Here is a 16,792-nt window from a genome sequence, read left to right on the forward strand (position 1 = left end):
AATCCATCCCTGAAATCCACAGGCGAGCCGGTCATGAGCCGCGCTGAGTGCCTGCTCGCCATATTGGAGACCTGACCGTGTCGACCATCTTTCCCGCCTATCTCAGGCTTGAGCATCAGCCCGGCGGTAACGCCCAGAGCAGCTTCCTTGCGGAAGTGAACAGTGCGCTCGCTCCTGCCGAAAAGAGATTCCAGAACTTCAGTGCCGAAGCCCAGCGGCTGGTGGACCAAGCACTATCGGTCCAGCGGAATGCTGGCGGCAGTTTCGACCTCGACGTTGCCGGGATGCGAGCGGCTGCCCAGGCGCAGGAATCGCGGGCTGCAACGGCACGGCAACTTGCAGCGGCTATGGAGAACCTTCGCCAAACCGAAGGCGACACCAGCCAGCAGGCCCGCTTGTCGGCCGCTGCGATGCAGGCGCTGGCGATCGAAGAGGAGGAAGCCGCACGAGCGACCCGCGCCCATGCCGCCGCAGTCGAACAGCTTCAGGCGGAACTCAATCAGACGGCCGCCGCAACCGATCAGGTCGTTCGATCCAGCGCGCGGGGAAGTGCCGCGCAGGGTGCGCTAACCCGTTCATCGGGCGCATCGCGAACAGCGTTTGTGCAACTTGGGCAGCAGATGCAGGACGTGACGGTGCAGGCCCAGATGGGCACGAATGCGTTCACGATCTTTGCGCAGCAGGTTCCGCAGGCCGCATTTGCGCTCTCTGGGCTTGCTGACAGTGCGAACAAGACTCAGGCATCAATCGGAAGGTTTGCGACCTTCATGGCCGGCCCATGGGGCGCGGCGATATTCGCGGCGACGGCCATCCTGGGCCCGTTCGTCTATGGGCTGCTGCAAGCCGAAGAGGCCACCAGCGAAGCCGAGTTCGCCACCTATCGTTTCTCCGATGCCCAGAACATCCTTGGCAGCGTGATCGATCTCACCACCGGGAAGATCAACACCCAGAGCGAAGCCCTCCTGAGCCTTGCCAGAGCGCAGGCCTTGGCTGGACAGGTTGAAGCGCGCCGAAGCCAGGCAGAGGCCCGCACGGCGTTGCAGGACATCGAAGCGCCCGGGCTCGACCTTGGCGCGGCACTGCGCGGGCGACTTCGCGAACGTGGTGGCGCGGAGAAGACCATCGCAGAGGAATTCCTTGCGGGGGATCGAACAGCGGACGCCGCGGTGCGCGAACTTGAACGGCTGCAGGAAGCCGGGAGGATTACCGAACAGGTGATGCTCGACACTGCTGAAGCCATCACCAGCTTGGCGCTGGGCACAGAGAACGAAGCAGTCTTCGCCGATGCCCTTGCGGCGCTGGATGGTGATCGATCGGCCCTTACCCAGTTCCTTCGCCCGCCGAGCAGCCGCGGGGGCGGTAGCAGCGGCGCGGGCCGCGCTGAGCGCGAAGCGGAACGTCTCGCCACATTCGGAGAGCAAGCAGCCGAGCGAATTGCGCGATTGAACGAGCAGTTTGACCGGCAGCCCAAACTGATCGATCAGGCCGCGCGATCGACTCGCGAACTCGAGACCATCATTGCGGAACTGGCCGAGCGCCGCCCCCCGGATTTCGAAGCGCTCATCGCCAGCGCGGAAGCCGCACGGGGCGTAATCGATGAGGCCCTTGTCCGCCCCTTCGCCGAACTGGAACAAAGCGGACAGCGACAGGTCGAGATTGAGTCCCTGCTGCTGGGCGGGCGCGAGCGCGAGGCCACCATCCTGCAAGAGATATGGCGGATCGAAAGCCAGCTTGGCCCTCTGTCTGCGCGACAAGCCGATGCGGTGGCGGAGATTGTCGAAAACCGACAGGATGAGCTCGAAATCATCCAGCGGCTGCGCGAGGAGCAGGACGGCTATCTCAGCGCCACCAAGAGCGTTCGCAGCGAGATCGAAGCCATCTTCGCCGGGCGCGGCGACATCGGCAACTTTCAGCAGATATTCCGCGACCTGCAAGCGCGCAGCCTGACAGACCGGATCTTCGGCGATGCGCTTGAAGAGTTGGACGATAGCGTGAAGGCTCAGTTCGATCGCGCTGTTACCGAACTGGAACTCGGCGCGGACCGGGCAACCCTCTCCTTCCGCGAACTGGCCGATGCAGCCAGCGCGGCGGCGTACCGGATGAACAATCCCGCTGCCGCCGATGCCTATGCGGCATTTCAGGCCAACTTCGACGCGCAGTTCGGCGCGGCTGAAAATACGATTGTGGTCAATGGCACCAGTCGGCGGCTGGAAACCGGAATCGCGGCCATGACGCCGGAGCCATATGCGGCAATGCTCTCGCAGGCCATCGCCGGGCCGATCGTTGATGAGCTCAACGCCATTTTTGGCACCCAGTTCTTCGACAAGTTCGAGCGGGCCATTGGCGGGGCCTTCTACGGCTTCTCCACCGCGGGCCCGATCGGCGGCATCCTGGGCGGTGCGCAGGGTTTGCTGGCCCAATTCGGCGAAAGCGCGATCGGGCGAGACCTTGCCACCACTCTGAATTCCTATCTTGGCGGGGCGTTACAGGGCGCGCAGACCGGCACCCTCATCTCCGGCCTGGGCAATGCTCTGGGCATCAACACTTCCGGCCTTGGCGCATCGCTGGGCGGCGCGGTGGGTTCGATCTTCGGCGGCCCGGTGGGAAGCCTTGTCGGTTCCATCGGTGGGAGCCTCATCGAAAAGTTCCCCATCCTTGGCGGGCTGGCCGGGCACCTGCTGTTCGGCGGCTCAAAGCGCGGCTCTGCGATCTTGGATGGCGGCGGCATCACCGGGTACTACGGCAATTCCAGCAGCCGGAAGGATACGGCCGGAACGCTGGCCGGGAGCGTGTTCGAAGGCATCGACAGCATCGCCGACCAACTGGGCGCGCAGGTCAATCGATCCGCTGGCCGGGTTTCCATCGGCATCCGCGACGGGAACTACCGGGTGGACCGTGCAGGCCGGGGCTACACGAAGCTGAGCGGCAATCCCGAGGTGATGGATTTCGGCGAGGATGCCGAAGCCGCCGTTCGCGCGGCGGTGATGGACCTCGTTCGAGATGGCGTGATCTCTGGCATCCGCGCATCTACACAGCGCCTGTTGCTGGCCGGAGATGATCTCGAAGCCGCCTTGCAGGATGCTCTGGACTTCGAAGACGTGTTCACCCGGCTGGCTCGCCACAAGGATCCGGTCGGCGCGGCGCTAGATGAACTCGATACCGAATTCGAGGGCCTGAAAGACCTGTTCGAACGCGCCGGGGCGAGCACTGAGGAATGGGCCGACCTCGAAGAACTGTACTGGCTGGAACGCGATGAAATCGTGAAGGAAGCAATGGAGCGGTCGCTGGGCCAGCTTCGCGGCTTCCTCGATGAAATCACCGTGGGCAATGATGCGCTATCGCTGCGCAACCGCCGGTCAATGGCCGTTGCCGACTTCGATCCGCTGGCCGAGCGCGTGGCGGCTGGGGATGCGACGGCCTTCGATGACTTCGTGGAAGCGGCTCGGGTGCTGCTCGACATCGAACGCGAATTGTTCGGCTCGACACAGGATTATTTCGAGCGGCTGGATCAAGTCACCGGGCTGAGCCAATCTGCGCTTGATGGCGCGGAGGGCGCCGCCTTCGCCGCTTCCAATCGTGACAGCCCATTTGGGGCTGGCGGCATCCAGCCGAACGACAACGCCGGAATCATCGCGGGCGTGGATCGTATCGTGGATCAAATTGCCAACGGGACGAACGCGCGCCTCGATGCAGTGAATGCCAACCTCGGCGCGCTGCTCGCCCAGGGCCGCGGCGGAAGCCGGAGCCTCGACTTCGGACTCAGGGAGGCAAGCTGGTGATGCGCGCCTCTTCCACTCCATCAATCTCAACGAAACCAAACGGAGAAGACCAATGAAAACTGATAGAAGCGCCCGGCCCGCGACAGAAGCGGCCGCGGAATTTGATCGCCAGTCGCGCGCCGGAACGCCGAAACTGGTTAGGCACAATGGGAGCATTGTCACGCTGTCGGAATTGTCTGCCGATGAGATCGGCGCGGCAATGAACGATGAACAGCGCGAGGCCTTCGCTCAGGAATGCGGCGTCTCGATGCCCAAGCTTCGGCAACAAGGCCCTCGCACCCGGATTCAGGCGGTGGCGTCGGCTGTGGCGACTGACAAGGCCTGCAAGGGCAAGGCCGAACTCGCGTTGCAGATGCTCGCCGATGATGAACTTGCCGGAGTTCCGGCCAGCGGGCTCGTGAAACTGCTTCAGGCGGGCGGTGCGAGCGATGGCAGCGTGAATGCGCAACAGGAGATGCGCCAGGCCATCGCTCGCAGCCAAGGCATCCAACCGCCGAGCCCTGCCGCGAGCACGGCTGCCAGCAAGGCCGCCAGTGCAGCGGCATGGGATCGGGCAATCGGCTCGCTCAATGGGGGGCAGGCATAATGGACGCCGCGACTATCAGACAGGTAGGCATCGAGTTCGACCGGCTCGACACCTCGAGCGAATGCGAACGGCTGGAAGAGGTGCGCTCAACCGTGGCGACACTCGAAGCCGCTTCCGCCCGCGCCGAGGAGAGGTTCGAAGCGCTCAGCAACGCAATACGCGACGGGGGCAAGCCGAAGGGTGCCGAGATCGCGGACGCGCTTCTCGCCGGTTCGACCGCCACCTTCGCCGAAACGACCGTGGAAGCGATGGAGGCGGAGCGGGCAAGTATTCGCCAAGGCATTGTGGAACTGCGGCGGCGGCTGGATGATGCTGATCGCGAACGGCAAGCCATCGAGCGAGATGCAAAGCACAAGGCTGGTATCGCAGCGAAGCCTTTGATCGATGATCTCTCACTTCAGGCAGGTGAGGCGGTGCAGAAGCTTGCATCGATTTACGCGGCAATGGCAGCGGTGAATATCTCAACCGGTGCCGGCGCGATCGAGCGGAGCGCGGTTGGCGAGATCATCAAGACGAGCGAATGGCCTCACAAGATTGCCCAGTACCACCGCGATTTGGAAGTGCCGGCCGATGTCGCCGCGGTGCTCCGTCGCCTAGATGGCAAGAGTGAAGCACTCAAGCTCAGGTTCGTGGAGACCGTGTCCATGCCCTGAGGCCCAGGTTGCCGGGCAACTGTTTGTCCTTTCGGGTGCCCGGCGGGGGCCGACTGCAGGGATCGCAGTCGGCCCCCTTTTCTTGGAGAAGAGTCAGGCTGGCCAAGCGACCTTGGGGAACTCGGCTCGCAAAGCCTCGATTTCGTCCATAACGCTCGTCAGAGAAGGCATGGAAGGGTTGCTCGTGGGACGAGCGGACACATCCCAATTCGCCTCCTCGGGGCCAGCATTTGCGATGGGCCTCGGTTCATCAAGCACCAGATTTCGCCATCGTGCCGCCATGGCCCGAAGCTTCCCGATCAACTCTTCAGGGCTGATGGATTGATGCACGTTGCTCTCCTGTCGCTGTGAAATTGTCGCCCATGAAGACTGGAACTTCTATCTATCGGTAATCCCCGCATAGGCGTCAGGGTGGAAAAAAGCGGTCTCGATGCGCTTTGGCCGCCAGAATTCCCCCGGTAGGACCCGCGTTTTCTGCCACGCCGACCGCATTCAGGCTCGGGCGATCCGGCGCTGCGGTGAACTGCTCAAGCAGTTCGACGGGAGGCAGGAAAACGCAAAACAAAAGGGCGGTGGCGACCGTTTGTTCCCGACCCGCTCCGAAGCCGCCGCCGATGCCGGTATGTCCCAAAGACAAGTCAAAACCGCCGTCCGCGTTGCCAACGTCCCTGCCGAAAGTGACGGTGGGGTCACTTTTGCTCCGACACTCAGGATTCGCCCATCCCGATAGGTCCAAGACTGTCAGGAACTGTTGTTAATCCCTATCCCGCTCGCTGGCAGGGAGAGAGCATTTGCCGCCGTTGTGAGGGGTCAGATCATGCCGGATGCAGCGTGGACCAGCGCGACGGTGGATGCGCCGATACCAAGCAGCAGGACGAGGCAGGAGCCTTGCGGCACAGCATCCGCCGGGCCACCCGCCAGCCTGACCATCTCGCGCACTACATTGGTCGCCTTCGCATTGGCCTCATCGAACAGGTTCATCGCCACGACCTGCCCGCCCTGCACATTCTGCTTGCCGTGGCCCGTCACCTTGAAGCGGTACGGGGCAGTCTCATCCCAAGAGATTGTGCCCGAGACGCCTGACCATGAGCCCATGGTTACGCCAGTGGTGAAAGTCGCTGTGCGCATGATGAAATCATCACCACGGTTTACCGGGCACAGGCAGATGCGCTGGAAATCGAAAGCGCCGCCAAGCGTCGGCTTGCCGATGAATATGACGCGGCGCAGGAGCGGGGGGAGGTCAAGGCTGCGAACAACGCCAAAACCACTTCCAATACAGAAGCGGTTTCCGTCGCCGACATTGGCCTTTCGCACAAAGAAATCCACGAGGCCCGCCAGATACGGGACGCGGAAGCCGCCGATCCGGGCGTTGTCCGCCGCACTCCCCGCATTTGACCATTGCCATAATCTGCCCCCCATCTTGATTCGTCCATACTGCAACGGGGGGAGATCATCGCCAATCGAAATCGCGGGAAATTCGCCAATGGTGTCGGCCTGATTGCTATCTGATTGCTGCCTGTAAACTCGAGAACATTCGCGATCTTCGCAGCCGCATAAGTATCTGAAAACGTGGTGAGCCCGACAGGATTCGAACCTGTGACCCGCTGATTAAAAGTCAGCTGCTCTACCTACTGAGCTACGGGCCCCCACGGGGCGGACCTATCGTCCGCGCGTCCACCTAGGGTTGCCGGGTTTGCCGGTCAAGCCGGATCGCCGGAACCGCTGATGGTGCTTCCGGGCCATGCTGGCTTGACGATGAAACAGGGTAGCAGATATGTTGGCTTCGATAGCGCTACCATAAGGCGCAAAGCAGGGGAGAATCGAAGATGCGGGGCAATCGTTTCATGGCATTGGCGCCGGTCATGCTGGCGCTGAGCGTTCCGACCGTGGCGCAGGAAGCCCAGCCTGCCGCCGCCGAAGCGCCGCGCAATACGCCGGGCCTGCCGGACGAACTTGTGGGGATCGACGAGGTGCTGACAGGTGGTCTGCTCAACGATCCCACCAGCATCGCCTGGGAGACCTATGGCGCGAACCTGGCCAGCGAGCTGATAACGGATGAAACCTACCCCGGTGGCGGCGCGGCGCTGCGGATTACCATGCGGCAGGCGGGGCAGGTCTACGATGGCGGGCTCAACATTCCGCTGCTGGTTCCGATACCGAGTGGAGAGCGGGTAACGATCGGATTCCTCGCGCGCACCATTGCCAGCGATGCCGCCGATGGCAGGGGCCGGATTGGCGTGCGTTTCCAGCAGAACCGCGCGCCCTATCCGGGCTTTGGCGATACGGTTCTGGCGGTCGGGCCGGAATGGGGCTTTTTTGAAGTGACTGCAGTGGCCGATCAAAGCTTTGCCAGCGATGCGATTGTCGCGATCCAGTTCGGGCTGGCGGCGCAGACGGTGGAAGTGGGCCAGGCCATCGTGGTGAGCGGGACCAGTACGATTAGCGACTGACCTGCGTCTTGCGCAGGCGGGCACGCAACTGGCGCAGCGACAGATTGCTCACCGGATCGCGCCAATCTGCGGCAATGGCGACGGCGGGACGGAGCACGAAGTCGCGCTGGCGGAACAGCGGATGCGGGATCGCCAGATCGGGCGCGGCGAAAATACCGCCGCTCCACAGCACGATATCCAGATCGAGTACCCGCGAACGCCACCTTTGCCCGCGCCGCTCCCGGCCCATAGCTGCCTCGGCCTCGTGCAGGCCGTCGAGCAGGCTCAGCGGTTCGAGCCGACTGGCCAAAACCAGCGCGGCATTGGCATAACGCCGCTGCGAGGGGCCGACCGGGGCGCTGTCGATCACCGGGGAACGCGCCACAACAGTGCCCAGCGTACCATCGAGCAGTTCGATTGCCGTTTCCACCACCGCGCGCGGATGGCCGAACAGGGGGTGACGCTGGTTGCTGCCGAGCGCGATGAGGTAGGTGCTGTCCGCCGCTGCTACGCCGCGTCCGCGCTCGCTAGCCGTCACGCTCAAATGTCTTCCGCGATGCGCCCGTAAAGCTGCGGACGGCGGTCGCGGAAGAAGCCCCAGCTCGCCCGGTGCTTGCGCCCGGCTTCAAGGTCGAGGCTCGCCACCAGCACGCCGCTCTCCTCTGCTCCGTATTCGGCGATCAGGTCCCCCCATTCGTCGGCGATGAAGCTGTGGCCGTAGAAGCGGTTGCCTGCTTCCTGCGATCCCTCGTGGCCAATCCGGTTGGCGGCGACCACCGGCATGCAATTGCTCACCGCGTGGCCGATCATCGCGCGGCGCCACATCCGGCTGGTATCCATTTCCGCGTCCTTGGGTTCGGAACCGATTGCGGTGGGATAGAACAGCACCTGTGCGCCCTTCAGCGCCATGCAGCGCGCGGTTTCCGGGTACCACTGGTCCCAGCAGATGCCGACCCCGATCCGCGCGCCGAAGAAATCCCAAACCTTGAACCCGTCGTTGCCGGGGCGGAAGTAGAACTTCTCCTCGTAACCCGGCCCGTCGGGAATATGGCTCTTGCGGTAGGTGCCCATGATCTCGCCATCGAGACCGATCATTGCCATCGTGTTGTAGTAGTGATGCCCGTCGCGCTCGAAGAAACTGGTTGGGATCGCCACGCCCAACCCCTTTGCCAGCGCCTGCATCGCGATCACCGAGGGATGCTCCGCCGTCGGCCGCGCCAGCGCGAAGAACTCGTCCTTCTCCTCGCGGCAGAAGTAGGGGCCGGAGAACAGCTCGGGCGGCAGGATCACCTGCGCACCTTTGCCCGCCGCCTCTTCCACCAGAGCGGAAACGGCGGCGATGTTCTCCGCCTCGTCCTCGGACCCGAGGGCAAGCTGGAGCGCGGCGACGGCAAGCGTGGTCATTCTTCGTGGTGCCTTACTGGCGTTTGCGGAACAGCAGCGTCATCCGGTCGCTCTCGCCGATCGCAAGGTAGCGATCACGGTCGGCCTCCCCCTGCGACAGCGTCGGCGGCAATGTCCAGACGCCGCCTTCCCAATCCGCCGTATCGGCAGGATTGGCGTTCACTTCGGAGCTGTCGACCAGTTCGAAGCCGTTCAGTTCGAACAGCCGGATCACGTCAGACTGGCGCAGGTAACCGCGCGAGCCATTGGCGCGGGCGTAAGCCTCGTCCTCCGGCGCACGGTGCTGCACCACACCGACCATGCCATCGTCCGCAAGCAGCGTGCGGATGGCGCGCAGTTCCTCGTCCGCGACATTGTTGTTGAGCAGGCCGTGGAGAGAGCGGAACACCAGTACCCGGTCGACCGTGCCCGCCACGTCTTCGGGGATCGCAGTGCTTTCGATCGCCAGTGGCGAACCGTATCCGGCCATGTCGCCTTCCGCGAGAGCCGCGAGCCAACGCTGCGGCCAGGTCGTGCCGTCCTCCGCCGCCAGGCGACCGCGCTGGAAGGCAACGTAGGAGCCTTCGGGCGCGAGGTAGGGCACCAGCACGCGGGTGTACCAGCCGCCGCCGGGGCTGTATTCGGCCACGCGCATGGTGGGCTCGACGCGGAAGAACTCCAGCGTCTCGATCGGATTGCGATACCGGTCGCGCGCCCGCTCTTCCGCACGGCGCGGATGCAGCAGGATATCGTTGAGATTGTTGGCGCGCTCGGCGGCACCATCCTGCCCGGCAGCGTGCGATCCGTGATTGTGGGCCAGAGCCGGACTCGCCAGCGAAAGGGCGGCCACGGCAAGAAGGGGGGTAAGGCGCATCGGTATCTCCCTGAATTTCGTCTGCTGTGTAACTAATGCATGGCGGTTGGATGACAAGCGGGCTTTAGGCCCCCATCTTCGCCGCAAAGGAGATTAGACGATGAGCGAGACTGTAATCGTGGCCGGCGGCTGCTTCTGGTGCACCGAGGCGGTGTTCAAGGATGTGGTCGGGGTCGAGAGCGTCGAAAGCGGCTATATCGGCGGCAGCGTGGCTTCCCCGACCTACAAGCAGGTGTGCAGCGGCACCACCGGCCATGCAGAGGGTGTGAAGGTGACGTTCGATCCGGCGCAGGTGAGCCTGCCCGAAGTGTTCGACATGTTCATGGGTACACACGATCCCAGCCAGCTGAACCGGCAGGGCAACGACGTGGGCACACAATACCGCAGCGCGATCTTCCCGCTGTCCGACGACCAGCGCGCCGAGGCGGAGGCGGCGATTACGCGCTGGAACCAGAGCCATCCCGGCACTGCGGCCGTCACCACGATCGAATGCGGAGAGTGGTATCCGGCGGAGGACTACCATCAGGAGTACTGGGAAGGCGAAGGCCAGCGCAATCCCTACTGCCTGGCGGTCATTCCGCCCAAGCTGATGAAGCTGCGGAAAAGCTTTGCAGGGAAAGTGAAGAGCGGCTGATTGGGTTTCCTCCTATCGCCTAAATCCTGAGTCCCCGCGCAGGCGGGGACCTGTCCGATCTGGCATGAGGTCCCCGCCTTCGCGGGGACTCGAAAGGTTCAAGCCACCCAACGCGCGACGAAGAACCCGTCCAGCCCGCCCGCCTCATTAAGCATCCCCGGATCGGTGCGGAGCCAGCCTTCGGCCGTCGGCAGCAATCCGGCGGGGAGTTCGTCGGCGCGGATCGGATCGGGAGATAGCTCACACAGCGCGGCTACGTCCTCGCCCTCCGCGCGTTCGAGCGAGCAGGTGGCGTAGACCAGCCGCCCACCGGGGCTGAGCCAGTTGACGGCACGATCCAGTAATTGTCGCTGCAATTCGGCCATCGCGGCGATCTGCCGGTCGCCGATGCGGTGGAGCACGTCCGGGTTGCGGCGGCAGGTGCCGGTGGCGGTGCACGGAGCATCGAGCAGCACCGCGTCAAACTGCGCTTCCGGGTGCCACCCCATTGCATCGGCTTCGATAATCTCGGCCGCCAGCCCGGTGCGGGCGAGGTTCTGCCGTAAGCGTTCCAGACGGCGGGAGGAATTGTCGAGCGCGGTGACCTGCCAGCCCATACTCGCCAGTTGCAGCGTCTTGCCGCCCGGCGCAGCGCAGAGATCGAGCACCCGCCCTTTTCCCTTTGGCCCCTCGCCCGCCCCCAGCAAGCGCGCCGGTAGCGAGGCGGCGAGATCCTGCACCCACCAGGCGCCCTCGTCGAACCCGGCCAGCTTCTCCACCGAGGTGCCACGCGGCAGGCGGCGGTGGCGCGGGGCTAGGCTCTCGCCTTCGAGCCCCTCAACCTCACTATCGCTGCGGAGCGAAAGGTCGAGCGGCGGTGGTTCTGCAAGCCCGGCAGCGATCGCTTCCGCCCGCTCGCCCCAGCGCGCGGCGACGGCTTCGGGCAGGCTCGGCACCGGGGGAAGCGTGGCTTCGGCGCGGATCAGCGTTGCGAACACGCCGTGCGCCAGTCGCTTTGGTCCGCCATCGAGCAGCGGCAGCGCGGTCGCCACCACCGCGTGCGGCGGGGTTTCCAGCCGCAGCCATTGCGCCAGCATCATCCGCAGCACCATGCGCGGCTTGGCATCTGGCGGCAACGGCTTGGCAGTGGCGCTGTCGATCAGCGCGTCGAGATCGGGGAGCCAGCGCAAGACTTCGCTGGCCACGGCACGGGCGAGTGCACGATCGGCAAAACCGGGCAAGCCATTCGCCGCGCCGCCCGCCTGTTCCAGCGTCTCGCCCCGGCGCAGCACCGCGTCGAGCATCTTCAGCGCCGCCTTGCGCGCACCACTTCCGGGAATTTCTGACATGGGGCGGCCCTAGGGCCAGTTGCGTCGCAGCGCCAGAGCGTCCATGTGATGCAGGTCATGAGACGCGCCACGAAACGACCTGACGGCTTCACCAAGCCCGCCCACTGGACCACCGATCCCCCACCCGCCCCCGCGCCGGGCGAGGTGGACGAGGACCTCAGCCCCACCCGCTACGGCGACTGGGTGCACAAGGGCATTGCGATAGATTTCTAGCGCGGCGGATCATTCGCACCCGGCGCGGGACCGAAAATGCGTTCCCAGTCCACCCGCGCCAGCGCCACCAAGGCACCGATCATCACGATCTGGAAGGCGATTCCCCAGAAGCTGGTCAGGCTGTCGCGGAAGGCATCGCCCACCGACGAATGGGCGATTGCCTGCGCCGAGGCGGCGTAGATCGAATAGGACACCAGCCGCCCGCTGAAGAAGGCCAGCGTGAACCCGGTCAGCGGCACACCCGCCAGCCCGACTGCCGCGAACACTTGCGCCGAAGGCAGCGGCGACAGCGCGAACAGTGCCAGCCCCGCGATCCCGTGGCGCTTGCGACGCAGGAAGGCCGCGCGCACGGCGGCGAGATTGCGCTTCGTTTTCACAGATACGTAATTCGCCAGCAGCCGGAAGCCGTGCGCCAGCGCGAACCGCCCCAGCGCCGCCGCCAGTGCTCCGGTCATTACCACCCCCACCAGCGGCAGGTCCGTATTGATCCCGAACAGCACGATGATCGACCAGGTGGGCGGGCCGAATGCAGGCAGCAGGTTGATCGCGAATACCACCGCGAACAGGGTGAGGTAAGTGGTCAGCAGGTCGGGAATCAGATCCACCCGCCCAGTTCGCGCCGGACGATGGCTTCGAGCATGTCCATCCCCGGCTCACGCGCGTTGAGGCATTCGATCACCGCGAACTGCTCTCCGCCCGCGTGGATAAAGCTTTCGCGCCCCTGCATCGCCAGTTCCTCGAGCGTTTCGAGGCAATCGGCGGAGAAGCCCGGCGCCGCAATCGCGAGGCGCTTGGTGCCATTGGCACCTTCCTCCTCCAGCGTCGTATCGGTGGCCGGTTCGAGCCATTTGGCGGGGCCGAACCGGCTCTGGAAAGTGATGACGAAGCGCAGGTCGGGGTACTTTCCGGTCTGGCCCATCGCTTCTTCGAGCAGCCGCGCGGTCTTGCGGCAGTGGCAGTGGTAGGGATCGCCCAGACCTAATGTGCGCAGCGGCATCCCGTGGAAGCTCAGCAAGAGCACTTCGGGCACGAAGTCGAGCGCATCCAGTTGCCCGCCGATATCCCGCGCCAGTGCGGCGATATAAAGCGGATCGTCGTGGTAGGGCGGCATCGTGCGGGTGGCCGGCTGCCAACGCTGTTCGCGCAGCCAGTCCCCCAGCTTGTCCACCACCGTCGCCATCGTCGCCGCACAATATTGCGGATACATCGGCGCGATCAGGATGCGGTCGCAACCTGCGGCCATCATCGTATCCATCCGGTCCGGGATCGAGGGCTTGCCGTAGCGCATCGCCCAATCGACCAGCACGCTATCGCCGAAGCGGGGTTGCAACTTCTCCGCCTGCTCCGCCGTGATCGCGGCGAGCGGGGAGCCCTTGTCGGTCCAGACCTCGCGATAGGCGGCGGCGCTTTTCTTCGGGCGGGTGTTGAGAATGATACCGCGCAGGATCGGCTGCCAGATCAATTGCGGGATTTCGATCACGCGTTTGTCGGACAGGAATTCGGCCAGATACCGCCGCACCGCGCCCGTTTCCGCCGCATCGGGGGTGCCGAGATTGACCAGCAGCACGCCGATTCGCCCGCTCTTTACAGGGGGATGGTCGGCCGGAAGCCGCTGTTCATTCCAGGTCATGCGCCGCCCGATAGCAGCGGCAGGCGGCGAAGGCGAAGCCCTGTTGCACTGAAAAATGCATTGGCCACCGCCGGAGCCACCGGCGGCACCCCGATTTCACCCGGATCGAAGGGTTCGGCGGCGCTTTCGACCAGCTCCACCACGATCTCCGGGCAGTCCGCCAGCGTGGGCAGGCCGAGCGCAGAGAGCCGCTGATGGGTGGGCAGTCCGTCGGCATATTCGGTCGCGCTGCCGAGCGCCAGGCCGAGCCCGAACACCAGCCCGCCTTCGATCTGTTGCAAGGCAATGTCGCGGTTGACCACCCGCCCGATATCGACCGCCGCGAACAGCCGCCGCACCCGCACCCCGCCCTCGCCCGCCGCCGCCTGCGCTATCAGGGCAATCCGCCCGCTGGCCGTGCCAAAGTCCATCCGGTGGCAGGCAAGGCCCTGCCCGCTGCCGCGAATGCCGCCGTCCCATGCCGCTGCCCGCGCCGCACGCTGCAGCAGGTCGACCATCTGCGGGTCCTGCCCCAGCATGGCCACGCGGTAGGAGAGCGGCTCACGATTGTGGCGCAGCGCCACCTCGTCGATGAAGCTCTCGCGGAAAAAGCAGGTGTAGCCGTGCGCCCCGCCGCGCATCCGCGCGGTGGGCAGGGGCAGTCTGACGGGGACGTGCTGCACCACCATGTCCGGGATATTGTAACCGAGGGCAAAGCCTTCCACCGCCATGGGATCGGCCTGCCCCTCGACCTGCTCGATAGCCGCCCAGCTCACCTGGTTGGCAAACAGCCGACGGCCGAATTCGGGCATCGTCGGCGGGCAGGCGATCCGCGCGCGCATCGCGGCGATCGAGCCTTCCTGCATAAGCTCCGCACCCACCAGCGCCGCCACGGGCGCGCGGGGATAGCTGGCGGCGTGTTCCTGCCAGCGCGACCAGGTGAGCTGCACCGGCCTGCCCGCCTCGCGCGCCAGCAGCGCCACTTCTATGGCCGCCTGATTGTCCAACCGCCGATCGAAACTGCCGCCCGCCGCGACCGGATAGAGCACCACGTCCGCCGCTGACATTCCCAGCGCATCCGCCGCCGCTTCGCGCGCGGCTTCGGGCGTTTGCGTCGGCAGCCACAGTTCGAGCACCCCATCAGCCAGCCGCGCGGTGGCACTGGTCGTCTCCAGCGGGGCGTGCAGCGCCGGGGCGACATCGTAGCGGAGCGCAAACGTAGGCACGTATTCGGCATCGCCAGTGCCGCGGGTTTCAATGGAATGCGCTGCCCCGCGCCGCACCGCGTCGTCAAGCGCGGCGACCATGTCGGCACTGCCCACCGGCGCGGCGGTGGTAAAGAGCGGGGCGATTTTCTGGAGGGCCTGCTCCGCCGCCCACCAGTTGTCGGCAATCGCCGCCAGCCAGCGTTTGCCGCGCACCAGCTTGATCAGGCCCTGCTGCCCGCTGGCGAGGCTTTCGTCGAAGGATCCCAGTTCGGCCCTGTCCAGCGCGCCGTGGCGGATCGCGGCGAAGACCATGTCGGGCAGCCGCACGTCGGCGGCGAAGACGTGTCCGCCATCCACCTTGGAAGGCAAGTCGAGCCGGGGCCAGTCGAGCACCCGTTCGCCGTCTTCCGCCGCTTCGACAGGCGGCACACGATCCGCCGGCGCATCGGGGCGAAGGGGGGGCGGATCGGGCGCAGAGAAGCGCGCTGCATCCAGAACCAGTTCGGCAAAGCTGGCGCGGTTGGCATCATGGTAGATGAATCCGTTCTCCGCCCGGCACTGCTCCCAATCGACGCCCCAACGCTCCGCCGCCGCCATCGCCAGCATCGCCCGCGCGCTCGCCCCGGCGTGGCGGCAGGCCCCTTCATAAGCCGCAAGCGAAGTGCCCAGCGCGGTGACGGTAAACCGGTTGTCCTGCGCCCAGCGCGCCAGCAGCAGGTCGTCCGTCTCGTCATTCAGCGAAGGTGCCAACGGTTGGCGCAGGGCGGACCAGTGCGCGGCGAGCGGGAGATTGGCATAGGCCCCGCTCACTGGTGCAGGCTCCACCGCCACCTGCCGCCAGTCCGCGCCCAGTTCCATCGCGACGATCTGCGGCAGCAGGGTAGTGATCCCCTGCCCCATCTCGAGCTGCGGCACCGCCACCGTCACCACCCCGTCGCTGGCGATCTTGAGCCAGGCGTCGAAGGCGATTTCGCCGGGGCCGGGTTCGAGCGGGTTGTCAAAGTTGCGCGGCATCAGGTTCCACGCGACCAGCAGGCCGCCGCCAAGCGCCGCCCCTGCCAATACGCCGCGCCGCGAGATTTTCACCCGGCGGTCTCCAGCCAGTCCTTCAGCCGGGCGGCAATGTCAGCGAACGGCTGGCCGAGCCCGCCGTCATTTGCGGCTGGCGGCTGGCCGGTATCGCTGGCCACGCGGATTTCCAGCGCAAGCGGGATGCGCCCGAGGAAGGGTACGCCGATGGCCCGCGCCGCAGCTTCCACTCCGCCGTTGCCGAACGGATCGCTCGCCTCACCGCAATGCGGGCAAGTGTAGCCCGCCATGTTCTCCACCATACCCACCACCGGCACACCGGCCTGGGCAAACAGGTCCATCGCCCGGGTCGCGTCGATCAGCGCCAGATCCTGCGGCGTGGAAACGATCACTGCGCCAGCGGGCTTGAATTTCTGCAGCATGGTCAGCTGCACGTCGCCGGTACCCGGCGGCAGATCGACCAGCAGCAGCTCCGCATCGCCCCAATCCGCATCCATCAATTGGGAAAGTGCCTGCCCCACCATCGGCCCACGCCAGGCGATCGCCTTGCCGGGTTCAATGAGCTGTCCCATCGAGACGAAACGCACGCCGAATTCGCTTTCGTGCGGGATCAGCAATTTGCCGTCCGAGCGCAGCTTGCTGCCTCCGGCGTCGAGCAACATCCCCTGCGAAGGGCCATAGATGTCGGCATCGACCACGCCGACTTTCATTCCTATCCGCGCCAGCGCCACTGCGAGATTGGCGGTGAGCGTGGACTTGCCCACTCCTCCCTTCCCCGATCCTACCGCGATGATCCGACGCTTCGGCCGCTCCCCCATCAGCGCCACGCGCACTTCGGTAACGCCTTCGACGGCAGCCACTGCCGCTTCCAGCTCGCGCTGCAATTGTGCGGAGGCCGAGCGGCCCAGCGTGCCGGCATCGGCCACCAGCGTCGCCACCCCGCCTCTCAGCGAAACCGAACGAACGAGGCCCGAAAGCTCGGCAGGAATGGCGCGGCGGATTGTTTCGTCATTGCTCATCGCTGGCCCTGCTAGCGGTTCGGATAGGCGCGGTCAGCAATTTTGCAG

General features: G+C 65.3%; 16 protein-coding genes and 1 tRNA gene. 6 read left to right on the forward strand and 11 right to left on the reverse strand.

The features are described 5' to 3' along the window. Positions 1-77: 77 nt before the first annotated feature. The 3 genes from JY451_01695 to JY451_01705 are packed head-to-tail and all read left to right on the forward strand — an operon-like array spanning position 78 to position 5,018. Positions 78-3,779, forward strand: a complete 3,702-nt coding sequence (locus tag JY451_01695; GenBank protein ID QZH75365.1) for a hypothetical protein — start codon at positions 78-80, stop codon at positions 3,777-3,779. A 52-nt stretch (positions 3,780-3,831) separates the two neighbouring features. Next, positions 3,832-4,365: a hypothetical protein gene (locus tag JY451_01700; protein QZH75366.1), complete on the forward strand. Its 534-nt coding sequence runs from the start codon at positions 3,832-3,834 to the stop codon at positions 4,363-4,365. Beyond that, positions 4,365-5,018 carry a hypothetical protein gene (locus JY451_01705; GenBank protein QZH75367.1) on the forward strand — a complete coding sequence of 218 codons (654 nt, stop codon included), beginning with the start codon at positions 4,365-4,367 and terminating at the stop codon, positions 5,016-5,018. Before JY451_01700 ends, JY451_01705 begins: the two co-directional genes overlap by 1 nt. 406 nt (positions 5,019-5,424) lie before the next feature. On the opposite strand, the gene JY451_01710 is transcribed toward JY451_01705, so the two are convergent. From JY451_01710 to JY451_01720, 3 genes are all read right to left on the reverse strand, one after another. Then, positions 5,425-5,655: a hypothetical protein gene (locus tag JY451_01710; protein QZH75368.1), complete on the reverse strand. Its 231-nt coding sequence runs from the start codon at positions 5,653-5,655 to the stop codon at positions 5,425-5,427. Between the two features lie 173 nt (positions 5,656-5,828). Next, on the reverse strand, positions 5,829-6,437 hold the full coding sequence (locus JY451_01715) for a hypothetical protein (protein QZH75369.1): 609 nt from the start codon (positions 6,435-6,437) through the stop codon (positions 5,829-5,831). Positions 6,438-6,588: 151 nt separating this feature from the next. Continuing rightward, positions 6,589-6,664, reverse strand: a tRNA-Lys gene (locus JY451_01720). Positions 6,665-6,844: 180 nt separating this feature from the next. Between JY451_01720 and JY451_01725 the strand changes: the two genes are divergently transcribed. Continuing rightward, complete coding sequence (locus JY451_01725; protein ID QZH75370.1) at positions 6,845-7,468, forward strand: hypothetical protein; 624 nt, start codon at positions 6,845-6,847, stop codon at positions 7,466-7,468. On the opposite strand, the gene folK is transcribed toward JY451_01725, so the two are convergent. From folK to JY451_01740, 3 genes are read right to left on the reverse strand one after another with little or no spacing between them, the layout of a single operon-like run. Further along, a complete protein-coding gene (gene folK, locus JY451_01730) occupies positions 7,458-7,985 on the reverse strand; it encodes a 2-amino-4-hydroxy-6-hydroxymethyldihydropteridine diphosphokinase (protein ID QZH76498.1) in 528 nt (175 codons plus the stop codon). The two genes, JY451_01725 and folK, sit on opposite strands and share 11 nt — an antisense overlap. 2 nt (positions 7,986-7,987) lie before the next feature. Beyond that, positions 7,988-8,851, reverse strand: a complete 864-nt coding sequence (aguB, locus tag JY451_01735; protein QZH75371.1) for an N-carbamoylputrescine amidase — start codon at positions 8,849-8,851, stop codon at positions 7,988-7,990. Positions 8,852-8,864: 13 nt separating this feature from the next. Beyond that, positions 8,865-9,704, reverse strand: coding sequence for a class I SAM-dependent methyltransferase (locus JY451_01740; GenBank protein QZH75372.1), 840 nt, complete (start codon positions 9,702-9,704; stop codon positions 8,865-8,867). Positions 9,705-9,804: 100 nt separating this feature from the next. On the opposite strand from JY451_01740, the gene msrA reads away from it, so the two are divergent. Then, positions 9,805-10,338: a peptide-methionine (S)-S-oxide reductase MsrA gene (gene msrA / locus JY451_01745; protein ID QZH75373.1), complete on the forward strand. Its 534-nt coding sequence runs from the start codon at positions 9,805-9,807 to the stop codon at positions 10,336-10,338. A 98-nt stretch (positions 10,339-10,436) separates the two neighbouring features. Here the strand turns inward: msrA and JY451_01750 are convergent, their stop codons facing one another. Further along, a complete protein-coding gene (locus tag JY451_01750) occupies positions 10,437-11,666 on the reverse strand; it encodes a methyltransferase domain-containing protein (protein QZH75374.1) in 1,230 nt (409 codons plus the stop codon). A gap of 57 nt (positions 11,667-11,723) precedes the next feature. Here JY451_01750 and JY451_01755 point away from each other — a divergent pair, with 57 nt between their 5' ends. Beyond that, entirely contained in the window at positions 11,724-11,879 is a 156-nt protein-coding gene (locus tag JY451_01755) for a DUF1674 domain-containing protein (GenBank protein QZH75375.1), read from the forward strand. Here the strand turns inward: JY451_01755 and JY451_01760 are convergent. The 4 genes from JY451_01760 to JY451_01775 are packed head-to-tail and all read right to left on the reverse strand — an operon-like array spanning position 11,876 to position 16,744. Continuing rightward, the gene (locus JY451_01760; protein QZH76499.1) at positions 11,876-12,463 is read right to left on the reverse strand and encodes a hypothetical protein; all 588 of its coding nucleotides are present in this window, start codon (positions 12,461-12,463) and stop codon (positions 11,876-11,878) included. The genes JY451_01755 and JY451_01760 overlap by 4 nt on opposite strands. An 11-nt stretch (positions 12,464-12,474) precedes the next feature. Continuing rightward, complete coding sequence (locus JY451_01765; GenBank protein ID QZH75376.1) at positions 12,475-13,509, reverse strand: ferrochelatase; 1,035 nt, start codon at positions 13,507-13,509, stop codon at positions 12,475-12,477. Further along, complete coding sequence (locus tag JY451_01770; protein ID QZH75377.1) at positions 13,506-15,782, reverse strand: xanthine dehydrogenase family protein molybdopterin-binding subunit; 2,277 nt, start codon at positions 15,780-15,782, stop codon at positions 13,506-13,508. The genes JY451_01765 and JY451_01770 overlap by 4 nt, the downstream gene beginning before the upstream one ends. Beyond that, on the reverse strand, positions 15,779-16,744 hold the full coding sequence (locus JY451_01775) for an Mrp/NBP35 family ATP-binding protein (protein QZH75378.1): 966 nt from the start codon (positions 16,742-16,744) through the stop codon (positions 15,779-15,781). Before JY451_01775 ends, JY451_01770 begins: the two co-directional genes overlap by 4 nt. Positions 16,745-16,792 lie beyond the last annotated feature (48 nt).

The sequence above is a fragment of the Erythrobacter sp. genome, assembly GCA_019739335.1.
Lineage (GTDB): Bacteria > Pseudomonadota > Alphaproteobacteria > Sphingomonadales > Sphingomonadaceae > Alteraurantiacibacter.

Coding starts and splice junctions, on each gene's coding strand:
- JY451_01700 (QZH75366.1), top strand. CDS start 3,832: ATGAAAACTGATAGAAGCGCCCGGCCCGCGACAGAAGCGGCCGCGGAA.
- JY451_01705 (QZH75367.1), top strand. CDS start 4,365: ATGGACGCCGCGACTATCAGACAGGTAGGCATCGAGTTCGACCGGCTC.
- JY451_01715 (QZH75369.1), bottom strand. CDS start 6,437: ATGGGGGGCAGATTATGGCAATGGTCAAATGCGGGGAGTGCGGCGGAC.
- JY451_01725 (QZH75370.1), top strand. CDS start 6,845: ATGCGGGGCAATCGTTTCATGGCATTGGCGCCGGTCATGCTGGCGCTG.
- aguB (QZH75371.1), bottom strand. CDS start 8,851: ATGACCACGCTTGCCGTCGCCGCGCTCCAGCTTGCCCTCGGGTCCGAG.
- JY451_01740 (QZH75372.1), bottom strand. CDS start 9,704: ATGCGCCTTACCCCCCTTCTTGCCGTGGCCGCCCTTTCGCTGGCGAGT.
- msrA (QZH75373.1), top strand. CDS start 9,805: ATGAGCGAGACTGTAATCGTGGCCGGCGGCTGCTTCTGGTGCACCGAG.
- JY451_01750 (QZH75374.1), bottom strand. CDS start 11,666: ATGTCAGAAATTCCCGGAAGTGGTGCGCGCAAGGCGGCGCTGAAGATG.
- JY451_01755 (QZH75375.1), top strand. CDS start 11,724: ATGAGACGCGCCACGAAACGACCTGACGGCTTCACCAAGCCCGCCCAC.
- JY451_01765 (QZH75376.1), bottom strand. CDS start 13,509: ATGACCTGGAATGAACAGCGGCTTCCGGCCGACCATCCCCCTGTAAAG.
- JY451_01775 (QZH75378.1), bottom strand. CDS start 16,744: ATGAGCAATGACGAAACAATCCGCCGCGCCATTCCTGCCGAGCTTTCG.